This is a genomic window from Altererythrobacter sp. GH1-8, from assembly GCF_043702085.1.
Lineage (GTDB): Bacteria > Pseudomonadota > Alphaproteobacteria > Sphingomonadales > Sphingomonadaceae > Erythrobacter.
Genome location: NZ_CP171690.1, coordinates 1,608,557 through 1,624,839, shown reverse-complemented (window position 1 = coordinate 1,624,839; position 16,283 = coordinate 1,608,557). Strand labels below are relative to the sequence as shown.

Here is a 16,283-nt window from a genome sequence, read left to right as displayed (position 1 = left end):
CATCGCTCATCGCCTCTCGCTTGACAGTTCGAAGCGGCGGTTTCACCTACCGCTTCCACGGCCTCACGCCGGCCCTGCGTGAGCACCTTGGGGGAACTCCATGCTCAGAATTCGAGTCATCGTCGCTTGGCTTCTCACGCCAGCCCTGGCTACCGCCGCCATGGCACGCCCTGTTGAACCGGAAGATCTGCTCAAGACCGTTACCGTATCCGAGCCAAGCCTTTCGCCGGACGGACGCCAGGTCGCCTACACGGTCGAGACAGCCGATCTGGAAGAAGACACAAATGTCAGCCACATCTGGGTCGCTTCGAGCGATGGAACCGGGGAGCGCCAACTCACAGGCCGCGAAGGTGAGAGTGAGACAACTCCCAAGTTCAGCCCCGATGGGAGCTCACTTGGCTTCCTCTCCTCGCGCGGCAAGAAGGACGACGCACCGACTCAGCTCTGGCTGCTCCCGCTCGCTGGCGGGGAAGCCCAGCCGATCAAGGGCGTGACGGGATCGGTCAGCGATTTTGCCTGGTCACCTGACGGGACCAAACTTGCCCTGATCGTCAAGGATCCCAAGCCTGAGCTTGACCAAAAGCTGAAGGACCGTCCGCAGCCGATCGTGATCGACCGCTATTGGTTCAAGACCGATTACGAGGGATTTCGCGACAACCGGCGAGAGCGCCTGTGGCTGTATGATCTCAAGACCGGCTCGCTCAAGCGGGTGACTGACGGTGACTTTGACCAGGCGCTTCCTGCCTTTTCGCCCGATGGCCGAGAGATCGCGTTCGTTTCCAATCGCACAGCTGAGCCGGACCGCAATTCCAACACCGATATCTTCGTCGCCGACATTTCTTCGCCGGGTGCCGCGCCGCGCCAGATCACCACGTTCGAAGGTCCCGACAGCGAGAATTACTATCCGGCCTGGAGCCCTGACGGCGAGACGATCGCATATGTTCGTGGCGGCGATCCGGCCAAGATCTGGTATGCTGTGAGTTCGCTCGCGCTTGTCGATGCCAAGGGCGGCGATCCGACGATCCTGACGCCTGACCTGGATCGCAATGTAGAACACCCGGTCTGGAGCGAAGACGGCAAGGCGGTCCGCTTCGTGGTCGAAGATGACCGGCGAAGATATCTGGCGAGCGTCAGATTGGACCAGCCGGTAGTGGAGCCGCTCGCGTTCGGTGACTATGAGCTTGGCGCGCTTACTCCGGTCAGGTCAGGCAGGATGGCGCTGACGCGGGTGAGTGATTTCACCCCGCCGGAAATCTTCGTGTTCGCCGACAACGCTTTGAGCAAGGTCAGTAGCCGCAACGACGGCTGGCTTGCGGATCTCGAGTTCGGCACCGCTCGCCGGGCGGAATTCACCAGCCCCGATGGCACCCAGGTGAACGGCTTCATCTATCTTCCAGCAGGATATCGGCCGGGCAAGGCCTATCCTACCGTGCTTTCTCTGCATGGCGGCCCCGCCTCGCAATATGCCCACGGCTGGGACCAGGAAATCCTGTCGCAGCTCGCCGCACGCTATGTGGTTGTCGCGCCCAATCCGCGGGGGAGCACCGGCCGCGGCGAGGCCTATGCCATGGCAGGTCACAGCGCCTGGGGCGCGCTCGATGTGCAAGACGTGCTGGCGATGGTGGACGGAGCGGTAGCAGAAGGCATTGCCGACCCAGAGCGTCTGGGCGTCAGCGGCTGGTCCTATGGCGGGATGCTGACCAATTACGTGATCGCCAGCGACACCCGATTCAAGGCCGCGGTCAGTGGCTCGTCAATCTCGAACATCATCACCGGCTTCGGTCACGACATGTACATTCGCGAGTATATCGCGGAACTCGGCACGCCGTGGGAAAACCTCGAGACCTGGATGGCGATCAGCTATCCCTTCTTTGAGAACCAGCGGATCCAGACACCGACCTTGTTCATCGTCGGCGAGGAAGACGTCAACGTCCCGACGATCGCGAGCGAGCAGATGTACCAGGCCCTGAAACATCGCGGGATCGACACCCAGTTGGTGATCTATCCCGGTGAATATCACGGCATTTCACGCCCAAGTTTCCAGCTCGACCGTATCAAGCGCTGGAATGCATGGATGGACAAGTATTTGAAGGATTAAGGTCAGGACCCATTAACCGCATGGGCTGTGGCGGCTGCAAACACTGCCTACTCCAGCGGCACGCCCGGCTGGTGCTTGGCGGTGCGGATCGTCAGCGAAGTCTTCACGCTTGCGACATTGGGGGCCGGCGTAAGTTTGCTGGTCAGGAATTCCTGAAAGCTCTGCAGGTCCTTGCTGACGATCTTGAGAATGAAATCGATCTCGCCATTGAGCATGTGCACTTCGCGCACTTCGGGCAGTTCGCGCATCGCATCTTCGAATTCGCGCAGCGCAGTTTCCGCCTGGCTCTTGAGGCTGACCATCGCGAAAACCGTGATCGCAAAGCCCAGCTTCGAGGCATCCAGTTCCGCGTGATAGCCGCGGATCACCCCATCATCTTCGAGGCTGCGCACCCGGCGCAGGCATGGCGGCGCAGTCAGCCCGACGCGCTGGGCAAGCTCGACATTGGTCACCCGGCCTTCAGCCTGCAATTCTGCAAGCAGTTTCCGGTCAATTTCATCCAGATTGGCCATCAGTCCATTCCATTATCGCGCTGTCGCTAAGCTGCAAGACCGCGAAACTTTCCTCTCACTATCCTGCAGCTGGGGATAATTTTATTGTTTCTGCCAGCAATTGTCCCGCTTTGCAACGCAGAGGGAACTGCCGCTGAGTACAACCGCAGAAACTGGTATGCGAAAGCCTTGGCGAAGGTGGGTAAGTGCGACATGGTACTGCTCATCGGGCCATGTGCCGGAGATATGATGTTTTTCGATGACCGTCTTGCCACTGTGCTGCGCCACCGCGCTGCGGGCGAGAATGCGGCGCGCACGCAGTTCCGGCAACTGCTCGACCTGCTCGGCAATCGCAAATATGGCCGCGATGAAGCGCTGATTGCCGCCGCATGGCTGCGCCTGGGAGCGCTGGGCGAGCAAATCAAGCCGGCAGAAAGGGCAAGGATCATCAGCGAGCCGGGCTGGCGCTTTCGCTCGCCTGAACTCGCGGCCCATCTCGCGGAGGATGAACCGGAAGTCGCTGCGGCCGCTTTGGCCCGTGCGCAACTGGAAGAGGACGACTGGGTCGGACTGATTCCCCGCCTGCCGATCCGTGCACGCGGCTTCCTGCGGCTGCGCAAGGACCTGCCGCCAGCCGCAATGGTTATTCTTGAACGCCTCGGCGTCTCCGACCGCGGCCTTCCCATGCCTGTTGCTGCAAGCCAGGATGAACCTGTGGGGGATACCGCAGCGATAGCTGACGATGCGTCGATCGGCCATGCAGCGGCGGGCGACCCGGTCGAAGGGGAGCACGAGCAACCATCACGCATCATCGATCTCGACGATTATCTGATCCTGCGTGACGATCAGCAATTGCCGGAAGACGCGGGGGATGCCGCCCCTCGGCCTGTCTCGCAATCCGTCCCGGCATCAGGTCAGCCCAGCGAGATCGCGGCGCTGGTCGATCGGATCAACCGCTTCCAGCGTGCCCGAAGCGGCGAAGTCGAAGATCCTGATCTTTCCCCCCGCTTGCCGCTCGAAGACACTGCCGACACGCAGGAGCGACGGATCGAAGGTTTCGGCTTTGCCACTGACACCGCAGGACGTATCGAATGGGCGGACTCGCATGCCGCCCCAATGGTCATCGGCAAGCGCCTGGTGCGCCAGCGTCAACTGGGTGCGCGTGCAGCAGCAGATCCGCTGTCGCGTGCCTTTGCAGCGCGGCAGCCGATTGAAACGGCGCTCACCACAATCGATGGCGCGCCCGCGATTACCGGTGAATGGATCGTCGATGCAGAGCCGCGTTTTAACCGCTCCGGCGGTCGGTTCGAAGGCTATGTCGGGCGGTTCCGCCGTCTGGTGCAGGACCCTTCAGCCAATCCGGCCGTGCGCGAAGGTGAACGTGTCCGGCAGCTGCTGCATGAGTTGCGCACACCAGTGAATGCGCTGCAAGGCTTTGCCGAGGTCATCCAGCAGCAATTGTTCGGACCCGCCCCGCATGAATACCGCGCTCTGGCAGCGAACATCGCCAGCGACGCGGCGCGCATTCTGTCGGGCTTTGACGAGCTGGAACGGCTCGCAAGACTCGAAAGCGGCGCGCAGGACATGCTGAGCGGAACCAGCGACATTGCAGCGCTTGTTGCGCGAATGGCTGGCCAGCTTCAGCCCGTTCTCGCTCCGCGCATGGCCGGAATCGAGACCGCACCGGACTTCCCGGCGATTCTTGAAGTGGCAGTGCATGAAGACGAAGCCGAAGCGCTTGTCTGGCGCCTGCTCGCAACGCTTGCCGGGATCGCAGGCGCAGGCGAGACGCTCCTCCTCGATCTCAAGTCGGTAAAAGGCGAAGCCGTGCTGACGTGCGATTTGCCTGAGCGGCTTCGGCGCGAAGAGGATATCTTCACCGCGCAGGTTGGACCTGGCGCGAATGGTCCACGAGCCGGTCTGTTCGGGGCGGGTTTCAGCCTGCGGCTGGCCTCTGCCGAGGCGGCAGCTGCGCGCGGCCGCATGACACGCGATGAGGGCCGGGTGAAGCTCATCCTCCCGCTTGCTTCTCGCGATCATAGCGGCGTTTCGGATGGCGCCAGCGAGAAGCACCGCGATTCTGACGAAAGCGAGGACAGCGAGCCTGCAAGAGAGGCCGCCAGCCGACGCTGAGCAATCGTTCCAACCCGCCGGATCGCGCATTTTTGGCAAAAACTTCCCGTTTGAGCGCTTGTATGTTCGGCGCGCGCATTGTAGGGGCCGCTTCCGCATTGCATCGCACGGCGCAGTGGGCGGGCCTGTAGCTCAGTTGGTTAGAGCTGGCCGCTCATAACGGCTAGGTCGCGGGTTCGAGTCCTGCCGGGCCCACCAACCGCGCGATCCGCAATGCCGCGAAATCGGTCGGGGAGTGGCGCAGCCTGGTAGCGCACCTGTTTTGGGTACAGGGGGTCGCAAGTTCGAATCTTGTCTCCCCGACCAGATTTCAGACCCCAAAATCCTTGTCGGAACCCCCGGCAATCTAGGGTATGGTGCAGCCGCGCGCATTCTGGCAAGAGCGGCAAATGTCCAGACAACTTTCATCATTCGAATATTCCGTTCCTGTCGTCGTTGTGGGTGGCGGCGCTTGTGGCTGCACGGCTGCACTTGCGGCCAAAGCGGGCGGCGCAGAGGTGTTGCTGATCGAACAGGACGCTCACCCTTATGGCACGACCTCGATGTCGCAGGGTCTGATCGCGGCGGCAGGCACGCGTTCGCAGGCTGAAAAAGGCGTGGAGGACAGCGCGGAGGTGTTCTTCGAGGACATCATGACCAAGACGCGCGGGCTGGCTGATCCGGTCATCGCGCGCACGATTGCGAAGAATTCCGGCCCCGCAATCGACTGGCTGACCGATTACTGCGACATTCCTTTCGAAGTCGATCTGGGCTTCAAGCCGTCTTACGGCAATTCGCGCTTCCGCGCGCATGGCTGGCCCGGACATGGGGGAGAAGATCTGCTCAATCTGATGCACCGCCGGCTCGACGATCACGGCGTCGATGTGATGCTTGGCTGCCGCTTGACGGACATATTCACCGACGAAAGCGGCGCGGTTTCGGGCATTTCCATTACCCAGCCCGATGGCAGCGTGGAAGAACTGGGATGCGAGGCGCTGGTGCTTGCCTGCGGCGGCTTTGCCGGCAATCGGGAGATGATCGAGCACTACATGCCCGAGCTAAAGTCGGCCCGTTACAACGGCCACGAAGGGAGCCGCGGTGACGGCATCCTGCTGGGTGCGAAGCTCGGCGGGAAGCTCGCCGACATGAGCTCATACCAGGGCTATGCCATGCTGTCCGATCCGCACGGCATCACGCTGTCCCCGATTTCGCTGGTGGAAGGCGCAGTGCTGGTGAATGCCCATGGCAAGCGCTTCGTCGATGAAAGCATCGACATCGCCGGAATGATGCTGGAAGTCCTGCCGCAGCCCGAAGGCCATGTGTGGGTGATCTATGACCAGGAAATCGAACAGCGCAGCCTCTACGTGCCGGAAATGGCGGAACTGAAGCGATTGAATGCGCCCAAGGAAGCAGACGATCTTGCAGGCCTTGCCGAAGCCATCAAGGTCGATCCGCAAGCGCTCGCTGAGACCATGGCCGATGTCGCGCGAGCGGACGAAGCGGGCGAGCCTGACGCGATGGGCCGCGACTGGAGCACGCTTCACGTGCCTGAACCGCCGTACCTCGCGCTCAAGGTCACCGGAGCCTACTACCACACGCAAGGCGGACTGCAGATCGACGAGAAGGCCCGCGTAGTGAAGGAAGACGGTACGCCCATCCCTAACCTGTTTGCTGGCGGCGGCAATGCGCGCGCGGTCTCCGGCCCCGGTCATTGGGGCTACATGCCCGCGATGGGCCTGTGTACTGCCGTGTCGCTGGGCCGCGTCGCGGGGATGAGCGCGGCTGAAGTCGTCGCAGAAGAGGTGTCCGGCGCTTGAACGGGGGCGCAGCCTCGCCTGCGCTTGACCGCCGCGCGATCTGGGCGATCGCCATTCCCGCAATGCTCACCAACGTCGCGACCGCGCTGATCGGTCTTGGCGATATGTGGATTGTCGGGCGGCTCAATGATGCCCCCACCCAAGGTGCGGTCGACGTCGGCGCGCGGCTGTTTGCGATCCTGTTCACAGTGATGAACTTCCTCAAGACCGGCACGACCGGGCTGGTTGCGCAAGCGGGGACCCGCGCCGGAGACGATGGGGGCGAGAACGCGCAAGCAGAATTGCTCGCGCGGGGGCTGGCGATCGGGTTTGCGATTGCGTTGGCGCTGCTGCTCGCCAAGCCAGTGCTGCTCCCTGCCCTGCTCGGTGCTTTGGGCGCCGAAGCCAACGTGCTCGAAGCCGCGCGCACCTACGCCACGATCCGTTACTGGAGCGCGCCGGGCGTCATGCTCAACCTCGCGCTGATGGGGTTCCTGATCGGGCGCCGGCAAATGGTCGCAGTGCTGTGGATCGAAGTCGCTTACAATCTGCTTAATGTCAGCCTTGGATACTGGCTCACGCTTGGCCTTGATTGGGGCATCGCCGGGATCGGCTGGTCGAGCTTCATCGCTGAGTATGCCAAGCTTGGGGTTCTTACCCTGCTGGTGCTGCGCGGGTCTGCGGCGCGCGATATCCTTGCGGCTCTCACCAATCGCGCGGTGCTGCGCTGGGAAGCGATCAGGCCGTTCCTCAGCACCAATCGCGACCTGTTCCTGCGCACGGTGGTGCTGATGCTGGCTCTCGCCGCGCTCACCCGACTGTCAGCCGAACGGGGGCCCGACGTGCTCGCCGCCAACGGCATTCTCTACCAATTGTTCGTGCTCACTGCGCTGCTGCTCGACGGGTTCGAGAACGCCGCACAGGTCCTCAATGGCGAGCGTCTGGGAGCGCAAGATCGCGCGGGCTTTGCCGCCTATGTGCGCGCGATCCTGTGGCGCGGGCTTGGCGCGGCGACGCTTGTCGCGCTGGCATTCGCGCTGTTTGCTGATCCTGTGCTGGCAAGTTTCGCAGCGACGGACGCGGTCGCACGCGAAGCGCAGGCCCAGGCCATCTGGCTCGTCATCATACCATTTGCGGGTGTCGCTAGCTTCGTCTTTGACGGCGTGTTCGTGGGCGCGAGCTGGACGCGGGCCATGCTGGTTTCGATGGGAGGCGCTGCGGTGGTCTACGCCATCTCACTGTGGCTCACTTGGCCGCTTGGAAATGCCGCCCTCTGGGGCAGCTTCGTGCTGTTCCTGTTGGTCCGTGCCGGGCTGCAGGCAGCGCTGATGCCGAGCCGAATGCGTGCCAGCTTTAGCAGCTAGCATACTCCGACCACCTCGCCGCCGTTCACGCTGTAATCGGAACAACTTGTTTGAGCCGCAGATTCAGCTCCTCCATTGCCGTCTGGACGGGGCTCGTCGAGCGATTGCCGATCCAGCTGTCGAGCTCCTCCAGCGACATCGCTTGGCCGATCATGTTGCCTTGCAGCACCTGGCAGCCAATCCCTGACAGGAACTGCATCTGCTCAAGCGTTTCGATGCCTTCGGCCACCACCTGGTGGCCGAGCGCACCCGCCATGCTGACGATCGCAGTGATAATCGCTTCGGACTTCGTGTTGGCGCCGATCCCAGCGGTCAGCGATCGGTCGATCTTGAGCACGTCACACGGCAATTCTGCTAGCTGTGACAAGTTGGAAAAGCCCGTTCCAAAATCGTCGATTGCAACCTTGATCCCGGCCTCCTGCAAACGCCGCAGCCGATAGCGCGTGTCCGCAAAGTCAGCCATCACCATGCTTTCCGTGATCTCGACTTCGATCAGGTTCGGATCGACCCGGTGAAAATCGAGGACGCTGAGCACCTCTGGCACGAGTTGCTGGCGGTCGAATTGCGCTGCGGAGAAGTTCACCGAGACAGGCATCGCGGTGTCCTGCTCCATCCAAAGGCGCGCCTGCTTGGCAGCCAGATGAAGCACGCAATTGCCGAGGTTCGGCATCAGCCCGCGCTGTTCAGCGATATCGATGAATTCTGACGGGAGCAGCAGGCCGCGCTCCGGATGTTGCCAGCGTGCAAGCGCTTCGACCCCGGCGATTGAATGGTCAATCGCACTCACCTTGGGCTGGAAGTGCAAGAGGATCTCTTCCTGCTCAATTGCGTTGCGCAGCTCCGCTTCGACCCGGGCTTCTTCGATTACGATCTCGCGCAATCGACCGTTAAAGAACTGCGGCCGCCCCTTCCCCGCCTTCTTCGCTGCGTACATCGCCAGATCAGCGAAAGAGAGCAGTTCCTCATGATCGCTTGTATCATAAGGCGACCTTGCGATTCCGATGCTCGCGCTCAGAGTGACTTCGGTCCCATTGACGAAGAACGCATCTTCCAGCGCGGCGATGATCTGCTGCGCCCGGTTCTGAAGCGCCAAGCGGTCCAGGTTATCAGGTATAAGTGCAACAAATTCGTCGCCGGCAAAACGCGCAAACACCAGGCCGGACGGACAAGCCGTGCACAGCTCGCCAAACGTGGTCGTGCAGCTGTCGATCTCATCTCGCGTGGTGTCAAAGCCGCGCTCAATTATCCGATCGCTGACCGCGCGCAGCAATTCGTCACCAGCCTCATGGCCCAGTGTATCGTTTACCTGCTTGAATCCATCCAGATCGATGAACATCAGCGCGGCATCGCATTTTGCATCCGCCATGGTCGAAAGTGCATGCGTGATAACCGCGCGATTGGGGAGTTGCGTCACCGGATCGGTGTAGGCGAGCACATTCATGCGCAGGATATTGTGATTGAGACGGCTGATCATCGCCCGAAAACTGTCAGCCAGCCCGCCCACTTCGCAATCGCAATCGACATCCAAGGGACGGTTCAGATCGCCATCGACCACAGCCTGTGTGCTTTCGTGCAAGGCGCGGATCATGTTGGCCAGCTTGGTCGCCGCGAGGAATGTGACGAGCGAGGGCACGAGGCTGAGCATCAATACGCATGTTGTGGCACTAATTAAGGTCGGGTGCGCATGCCCCGTCAGAACAAACTGATGTGCGACCCCGATCGAGAGCGACGTCATCACCAGCGACATGACCGCAAAGCGGATCGGGATCGAGTTAAGGCCCTTGCCCTTGGTACGCCACAGCCAGTCGACCGCCTTGGTCAATGGCCCCTTGCCTGGCTGTGTCATTGCGATCTGATTCATTGCTTAGAAGCTCCGGTGGGAGCACGCCCCCTTATCAGGGCAAGTATTCCGTGTTGCCCCATCTGTCCGGACATTTAGCCGTTGAAATTATAAAAGAGGCTTGGGAAACATTATTCCCGAGTGATTAATTTCGATGGTTAATCTGTTAAGTCGCGGCCGTTAAGGAATTGCCCGTAGCCCGGTTGCTGTACGTGCTGAGATCGAAAGTGCTGAACATGGCAGCTCGTCAGGCGGCTTCAACCGGTCGAGGCCCCAATATTGAAGAGACGGATGGATCGCGCTCTGCTGCGCGTCGATCAGCGAAGACGCGATTCCGGCCTGCTTCTTTCGCCCGGTACAAAGCCGCATCGGCGCGGGCAAACAGCTTGCCAAAACCTTCGTTCGAACGGGCTGAAGCAATCCCGAAACTGGCTGTCAGGCGGACGTCGGGACTGATCCCGTCATGCGGCATTTCAGCGTAAGCGGTCCTGATCCGCTCAGCGAGCCGTTCAGCCGGGCCAAGCTCGCAATTCCATACCATCAGACAGAACTCCTCGCCGCCGATCCGGCCGCAAATGTCGTCTGATCGCACCATGCCTTTAATCAATTCGCCAAAGGCTGCGATTGCGCGGTCACCCGCCTGATGTCCCCAGATGTCATTAACTTGTTTGAAGTGATCAATGTCTGCCACAATCATGCTGACCGGCAAGCCTTGCGCCAGCCCTTTGTCGAGCAGGTTCATCCCTTCGTTTTCAAACGCCCGGCGTATCTTCAGGCCGCTGAGCGGATCTGTTTCCGACCGTTGCTCCTGCGTGCGCAACTGGTCGGCGATGACCGCGGCAGTCAAGGCAAGCGCGAGAAGCAAGGACAACAAGGCAAGACTCAAGACGTAGACTGAATAGAACACCGAGGCACGATAGGCCTCGATTGTGAGCGGCCCTTCGAACATCATGGTCATCAAAGGACGAATAAAGAACTGCGCTGCAATCAGCACAAACATCCAGATAATCGCGCGATCGATGACGTTGCGTTCCGAGGCTCGCCAAAGCGACTGCGCGGTCAGCGCGAAAAGCAGACCCATATTGCCGTTTTCTGCATAAAGCTGAGCGGTCTGGTCATTGATGAGGCTCGCATACCAGAGGAACGCTGCGGTGACGGCGGTTGTAGCTGTGTAGGCCAGCATTGGCTGTCTTTGGCCCATGCGTCGGGCTGCCCCCCACGCCATGGCAAGCACGCCGATGGAATATGTGAAATGCACGGTCAGGACTGCAGTAGTCCCGCCAGGATTGGGGGCGAAGTATGAAATCAGCAGACCAGTCGCCAGCGACACATAGCACGCAGCAAACGCTGCCACGTGCCGCTGCTCACGGTCGCGCCACCACAAGATCAGGAACACGACTGCGAAAATGCCTGCAATGGTCGGACTGACCAGATTGAGGATGAATTCCTTCAATTTTCCCTCGCCTTTAATCCGGAACTGATGTGCATAGATTCAGCGGGTAAAGGCCGGTGCCTCCACTTCCTCAGTAGTTACCGAGAGTTCTGGATTCAGTCCGTGCACATGCGCCTTGCCGTCAGGCAATGCGGGTGGCCATGCTGGCACAAGCGCTGGCTTAGCGCATGCGCGCCAGCTTTGTCGGTTAAGCAGCTTCGCTTGAGGAGATTTTCTGCACTGCTTGCGGCTCGCGATTTTCCTCGCGGCGGTCAGCACAGACCTGGTCACGGCCCGCCTGCTTGGCGCGATAGAGCGCTGCATCAGCGCGCGCGAAGAGCTTTCCAAAGCCTTCCTGCGGGCGGCAGGTCGCGACGCCAAAGCTGGCGGTCAGGCGCACGTCCGAGCTGACGCCTTCCTGCGGCATCTTCGCGAACGCTGTGCGGATTCGCTCGGCCAACCGCTCTGCTGGCTCCAGCTCGCAGTTCCACACCATCAGGCAGAATTCTTCTCCGCCGATACGTCCGCACACATCGCCTGAGCGGACCATCCCTTGAATCAATTTTCCGAACGCAACAATCGCACGGTCGCCTGCCTGGTGCCCCCAGATGTCGTTTACCTGCTTGAAGTGGTCGATATCGGCTACGATCATACTCACCGGCAAATTCTCGCGTACACTCCGGTCTATCAGGTCCATCGCAGATTGTTCAAAGGCGCGGCGCATCTTGAGCCCGGTCAAATGGTCGTTTTCCGAATCCTCACGCACCATGCTCATCTGGTCCTGCAGGACCGCAGCGAGGATCGAAATCGCCACAGCCAGCGTCAGCACACCGACACCGACCATCAGCAAGGCATAGAAGTCGGACGACCGGTAAACCTCCACAGTGATCCGCTGCTGGACCATGATCGCCATCACCGGGCGCGCCAGGAACATGGCAGAACTGATTGCGAGCAAGGCCACGATTGCCCTGTCGATGCTGGTGCGGATTCCGGTCTGCATGAGGTCACGTGCGCCCAGTGCAAACACCAGCCCATGCCCGAGATTGGCGGCGTAGAGCCAGGCCCGCATATCGTCGCCAACGATCGAGAGCGCCATGAGCACCGCACCTATGACCTGGATGGCGATGAACAGGCCCACCGGAGCCTTGCGCCCAACCCGGCGGTAAAGCCCCCAGAACATTGCGATTCCGCCCGCTGCGTAGAACGCATGAACCGTCAGCATAAACGGGATATTGGTCGGAACCGAAACGTAGTGGAACAGCAGAAAGCCCACTCCGACCAGCAAGTAAGTCAGGGAAAAAGCAAGCACGTGGCGCTCGCTGCGCGCACGCAGCCACAGCGCGGCAAAAGTCGCAGCGAGAATAAACGTATTGGACGGGACAAACAGCCCCAAGATCTCGCCGGACACAGCGCTCCCCATTTCAAACCAACTTGGGGATAATACCCCCATAGTTAATAGGGTGATAAGGATGCCCCCTCGATTACAGGATTTTTAGCGCGATGTTGCGCCTCGAGAGCTTGCTTGCCCTCGGCCCCTGCACACCCTATCTGGCCTGCAAACATCTCAACCCGATATTCGAATGTGAAGGACCCGCCCCATGGCCGCGCAATACGCCTATGTGATGAAAGGCATGACAAAGAGCTTCCCTGGAGCTCAAAAGCCCGTGCTCTCCAACATCAATCTTCAATTTTATCAAGGCGCTAAGATCGGCATCGTCGGCCCGAACGGCGCGGGCAAGTCGACTCTGATCAAGATCATGGCGGGGATCGATAAGGACTTCACCGGCGAAGCATGGCCGGGCGAGAACATCACTGTGGGCTATCTCGAGCAGGAACCCGAGCTTGATCCGACCAAAACGGTCATGGAAAACGTCAAGGACGGCGCGCGCGAAATCGCTGATCTGGTCGATCGTTTCAATGCGATCAGCGCGGAAATGGGCGACCCGCAGGACGACACCGATTTCGACGCGCTGATGGAGGAAATGGGCGAGCTCCAGGCCAAGATCGACGCGGTCGACGGCTGGACGCTCGACAACCAGCTCGAAGTCGCGATGGAAGCCTTGCGCTGCCCGCCGGGCGACTGGCCGGTGAAGGACCTGTCAGGCGGCGAAAAGCGCCGCGTGGCACTGACCCGGCTGCTGATTCAGAAGCCTTCGATCCTCCTGCTGGACGAGCCAACCAACCACCTCGATGCTGAAAGCGTCCAGTGGCTCGAAAACCACCTGAAGGAATATGCAGGTGCGGTGCTGATGATCACCCACGACCGCTACTTCCTCGACAATGTGGTGGAATGGATCCTCGAACTCGACCGCGGCAGCTACTACCCTTACGAAGGCAATTACTCGACCTATCTCGAAAAGAAGGCCAAGCGCCTCGAACAGGAAAGCCGCGAGGAATCGGGCAAGCAGAAGGCCCTCGCCCGCGAGCTCGAGTGGATCCGGCAGACCCCGGCCGCGCGCCAGACCAAGTCCAAGGCGCGTATCCGCAAGTTCGAGGAACTGCAGGAAGCACAAGGCAGCCGCACTCCGGGCAAGGCGCAGATCGTGATCCAGGTGCCAGAGCGGCTCGGCGGCAAAGTGATCGAAGCGAAGAACATCTCCAAGGCCTATGGCGACAAGCTGCTGTTTGAAAACCTCTCCTTCACCCTGCCCCCGGGCGGGATCGTTGGCGTGATCGGGCCGAACGGCGCGGGCAAATCAACGCTGTTCAAGATCCTCACCGGCAAGGAAACGCCCGACAGCGGAACGATTGAAATCGGCTCGACGGTCCATCTCGGCTATGTTGACCAGAGCCGCGATCACCTCGATGGCAGCAAGAACGTGTGGGAGGAAATCTCCGACGGGCTCGATTACATGAAGGTCAACGGCCACGACATGTCGACCCGCGCCTATGTCGGCGCGTTCAACTTCAAGGGCGCGGACCAGCAGAAGAATGTCGGCAAACTGTCAGGCGGTGAACGCAACCGCGTGCACATGGCGAAGATGCTGAAGCAGGGCGGAAACGTTCTGCTGCTGGACGAGCCGACCAACGATCTCGACGTGGAGACGCTCGCGGCGCTGGAAGACGCGATCGAGAATTTCGCGGGCTGCGCCGTCGTGATCTCGCACGACCGCTTCTTCCTTGACCGGCTGGCGACCCATATCCTCGCGTTTGAAGGCAACTCCCACGTCGAATGGTTCGAAGGCAATTTCGAAGCTTACGAGGAAGACAAGCGGCGCAGGCTGGGAGACGCAGCTGATCGGCCGACAAGGCTGGCGTATAAAAAGCTGACGAGGTGATTGTATGCGGGTCGAAGTCTACGAAGATGGCGATAGTGCAGCCAGTCTTTTCGTGGCCGAATTCGACTCCGTTCCGCGCGTAGGCGAAACGGTGTCGAAGGATGCTGGCGGGTACTTCCAATACTACGATGTAGTCGATGTTTGGTATCGGGAAGATGCTGATGGACGTTTTCAGACGTGTCTATCAGTTAGGTTGGACGACTAGTCTTGCACTGACATAGTATCATTAATCCGGCGAAAGCGGAGCAGAAGAAAGCTTTGCCACGCATCGAGTGCGGGGCGACGGAAGTAGCATAGCCACAACTTCATCCTCCCCGTCGGCCCGTGCTTGCCTGCCCCGGCGCAGGCCGGGGACACGGGCCAAGGCTCACTTGGGCGATCGGATTGGAAGAAAGAAGCCTAGCTCCGCATCGAGTGCGGGGCGACGATAGTGGAATGCCAACGACTCTATTCTCCCGGTCGGCCCGTGCTTGACACGGGCCAAGGCTCACTTTTCAAAGTGTGAAAACGAAGGAAGCCCTGCCCCGTGTCAAGCACGGGGCGACGATAGGTCGGACTAATCCTCCCCAAACCACTCCAGCCACAAATCCTTCCACTCAGGATTGTCCTTCTCAATCAGCGCGAACTTCCACTCGCGCCGCCATTTCTTGACCAGTTTCTCGCGCGCAATTGCATCGGCGATTGCATCATGGCGCTCCACATAAACGAGCATCCTCTTGCCGGTCGCGGCGACATGCTGCGAACCCTCGTCATTGCGATGTTGCCAGATGCGCGCGGCCAAGTCGGCAGTCACGCCCACATACATTCCGCCGCGATAGCGGTTCGCCATGATGTAGACCCAGCCGCCCTTCTCCATCCCGCGAGGAGCACGCAAGCCCTGCCCTGAATCAAGTCCGGGGTGACGGGTTTGAAGGACCGTTAATCGCCTCAATTTCCTACCCTGCTTGCGCGCGTTAATCAGATTTGATGCAACAACAGCAAGCAGTCCAGAATCATCCAGAATATGGACGCGCATCGCTCGCAATTGCCCATTCCAGCCCTGCACAGTTATTCCCTCCAGGACTGTGTAACATGTGTAACCAACATTTTGCGGCGTTGAGAGATTACAGTGACTTACGGCGTCACCCACCTGCCGATCCACTCATCCCCATCACGTACGAATTGCGCCCGCAGATGGCCGGTATGGGCGAGGTAAAACCAGTCGAGTTCGCGCAGTTCGATCTTCAGAATTGCGAAGTTCTGCCGCGCCGGGGTCAGCACTTCGTCCGAAGGCTCCACCCCTTCATATTCGCTCGGCAGGCCGGAAGTCGGAGCATCCGCCGCACTGCCCGGCCCATCCCCCAGATAGCACCGCCGCGCGAAATTGGTGCTCGCCGCCCAGGCCGCGTCAACCTCAGCACCCTCTCGCACAATTCGTCCCTCACCGCGCAGCCGCAACTGAACCTTCTGCCCCTTGTCATAACCAAGCACCGCAACGGGCGAGCCCGCTTCACCGATGACAGCGCATTTGGGAGAGCGGCTGTCCGTATGGAAGCGCAAGCTCCATCCGCTCGCATCAAAGGCGCGCAGCACCATCACCCGCGCATCCGCATCCGACGTCGCCACAACCGGCGTGTGCATCGGACATTTGCGGTCTTTCGCGGCCCGCGTCAGCCGGCGTGCAATGTCATCGCGAACAGCGTCAAGCGTCTCGAACATGGGTGCCGCCATCCCCTGCCAGACAAGCTGTGTCAATCGGGTACGGACATTCAGAAAAGGGCGGCTAAAGATGAATGGGGGGCTACACAGCCGGTTCAGCTAGGACTCAGACCACCGCCTCTAGACAACACTTCATCAGGCATGGCCGCAGGTGGTGGGGCGGTAATCAGAGGA

General features: G+C 60.4%; 11 protein-coding genes and 2 tRNA genes. 7 read left to right on the top strand and 6 right to left on the bottom strand.

The window, feature by feature from the left end; all coding sequences use genetic code 11:
• Positions 1-160: 160 nt before the first annotated feature.
• Positions 161-2,098, top strand: a complete 1,938-nt coding sequence (locus ACG9DO_RS07910; protein ID WP_394726853.1) for a S9 family peptidase — start codon at positions 161-163, stop codon at positions 2,096-2,098.
• A gap of 47 nt (positions 2,099-2,145) precedes the next feature.
• Here the strand turns inward: ACG9DO_RS07910 and ACG9DO_RS07905 are convergent, their stop codons facing one another.
• Positions 2,146-2,610, bottom strand: a complete 465-nt coding sequence (locus ACG9DO_RS07905) for an Lrp/AsnC family transcriptional regulator (RefSeq protein ID WP_394726851.1) — start codon at positions 2,608-2,610, stop codon at positions 2,146-2,148.
• 192 nt (positions 2,611-2,802) lie between these two features.
• Between ACG9DO_RS07905 and ACG9DO_RS07900 the strand changes: the two genes are divergently transcribed.
• The 5 genes from ACG9DO_RS07900 to ACG9DO_RS07880 all read left to right on the top strand — a co-directional run bounded on the left by ACG9DO_RS07900 (position 2,803) and on the right by ACG9DO_RS07880 (position 7,861).
• Entirely contained in the window at positions 2,803-4,722 is a 1,920-nt protein-coding gene (locus tag ACG9DO_RS07900; protein ID WP_394726849.1) for a sensor histidine kinase, read from the top strand.
• A gap of 121 nt (positions 4,723-4,843) precedes the next feature.
• Positions 4,844-4,920 (top strand) — tRNA-Ile (locus tag ACG9DO_RS07895).
• A gap of 31 nt (positions 4,921-4,951) precedes the next feature.
• Positions 4,952-5,028: transfer RNA gene (locus ACG9DO_RS07890), tRNA-Pro, on the top strand.
• A gap of 83 nt (positions 5,029-5,111) precedes the next feature.
• On the top strand, positions 5,112-6,518 hold the full coding sequence (locus ACG9DO_RS07885; protein ID WP_394726847.1) for an FAD-dependent oxidoreductase: 1,407 nt from the start codon (positions 5,112-5,114) through the stop codon (positions 6,516-6,518).
• Complete coding sequence (locus tag ACG9DO_RS07880) at positions 6,515-7,861, top strand: MATE family efflux transporter (protein WP_394726845.1); 1,347 nt, start codon at positions 6,515-6,517, stop codon at positions 7,859-7,861. The genes ACG9DO_RS07885 and ACG9DO_RS07880 overlap by 4 nt, the downstream gene beginning before the upstream one ends.
• Before the next feature lie 25 nt (positions 7,862-7,886).
• Here ACG9DO_RS07880 and ACG9DO_RS07875 read toward each other — a convergent pair whose 3' ends face one another.
• The 3 genes from ACG9DO_RS07875 to ACG9DO_RS07865 all read right to left on the bottom strand — a co-directional run bounded on the left by ACG9DO_RS07875 (position 7,887) and on the right by ACG9DO_RS07865 (position 12,541).
• Positions 7,887-9,722, bottom strand: a complete 1,836-nt coding sequence (locus tag ACG9DO_RS07875; RefSeq protein ID WP_394726843.1) for an EAL domain-containing protein — start codon at positions 9,720-9,722, stop codon at positions 7,887-7,889.
• A 226-nt stretch (positions 9,723-9,948) separates the two neighbouring features.
• Positions 9,949-11,154 carry a GGDEF domain-containing protein gene (locus ACG9DO_RS07870; protein ID WP_394726841.1) on the bottom strand — a complete coding sequence of 402 codons (1,206 nt, stop codon included), beginning with the start codon at positions 11,152-11,154 and terminating at the stop codon, positions 9,949-9,951.
• 187 nt (positions 11,155-11,341) lie between these two features.
• Positions 11,342-12,541 carry a diguanylate cyclase gene (locus ACG9DO_RS07865; protein WP_394726839.1) on the bottom strand — a complete coding sequence of 400 codons (1,200 nt, stop codon included), beginning with the start codon at positions 12,539-12,541 and terminating at the stop codon, positions 11,342-11,344.
• Positions 12,542-12,731: 190 nt separating this feature from the next.
• Between ACG9DO_RS07865 and ettA the strand changes: the two genes are divergently transcribed.
• Positions 12,732-14,411: an energy-dependent translational throttle protein EttA gene (ettA, locus tag ACG9DO_RS07860; protein WP_394726837.1), complete on the top strand. Its 1,680-nt coding sequence runs from the start codon at positions 12,732-12,734 to the stop codon at positions 14,409-14,411.
• Positions 14,412-14,967: 556 nt separating this feature from the next.
• Here the strand turns inward: ettA and ACG9DO_RS07855 are convergent.
• Together ACG9DO_RS07855 and ACG9DO_RS07850 are read right to left on the bottom strand one after the other, a co-directional pair.
• Positions 14,968-15,267 carry a GIY-YIG nuclease family protein gene (locus ACG9DO_RS07855; RefSeq protein WP_394731233.1) on the bottom strand — a complete coding sequence of 100 codons (300 nt, stop codon included), beginning with the start codon at positions 15,265-15,267 and terminating at the stop codon, positions 14,968-14,970.
• Positions 15,268-15,524: 257 nt separating this feature from the next.
• Positions 15,525-16,109: a flavin-binding protein gene (locus tag ACG9DO_RS07850; RefSeq protein WP_394726836.1), complete on the bottom strand. Its 585-nt coding sequence runs from the start codon at positions 16,107-16,109 to the stop codon at positions 15,525-15,527.
• Positions 16,110-16,283 lie beyond the last annotated feature (174 nt).

Coding starts and splice junctions, on each gene's coding strand:
- ACG9DO_RS07910 (WP_394726853.1), top strand. CDS start 161: ATGGCACGCCCTGTTGAACCGGAAGATCTGCTCAAGACCGTTACCGTA.
- ACG9DO_RS07905 (WP_394726851.1), bottom strand. CDS start 2,610: ATGGCCAATCTGGATGAAATTGACCGGAAACTGCTTGCAGAATTGCAG.
- ACG9DO_RS07900 (WP_394726849.1), top strand. CDS start 2,803: ATGGTACTGCTCATCGGGCCATGTGCCGGAGATATGATGTTTTTCGAT.
- ACG9DO_RS07885 (WP_394726847.1), top strand. CDS start 5,112: ATGTCCAGACAACTTTCATCATTCGAATATTCCGTTCCTGTCGTCGTT.
- ACG9DO_RS07875 (WP_394726843.1), bottom strand. CDS start 9,722: ATGAATCAGATCGCAATGACACAGCCAGGCAAGGGGCCATTGACCAAG.
- ettA (WP_394726837.1), top strand. CDS start 12,732: ATGGCCGCGCAATACGCCTATGTGATGAAAGGCATGACAAAGAGCTTC.
- ACG9DO_RS07855 (WP_394731233.1), bottom strand. CDS start 15,267: ATGGAGAAGGGCGGCTGGGTCTACATCATGGCGAACCGCTATCGCGGC.
- ACG9DO_RS07850 (WP_394726836.1), bottom strand. CDS start 16,109: ATGTTCGAGACGCTTGACGCTGTTCGCGATGACATTGCACGCCGGCTG.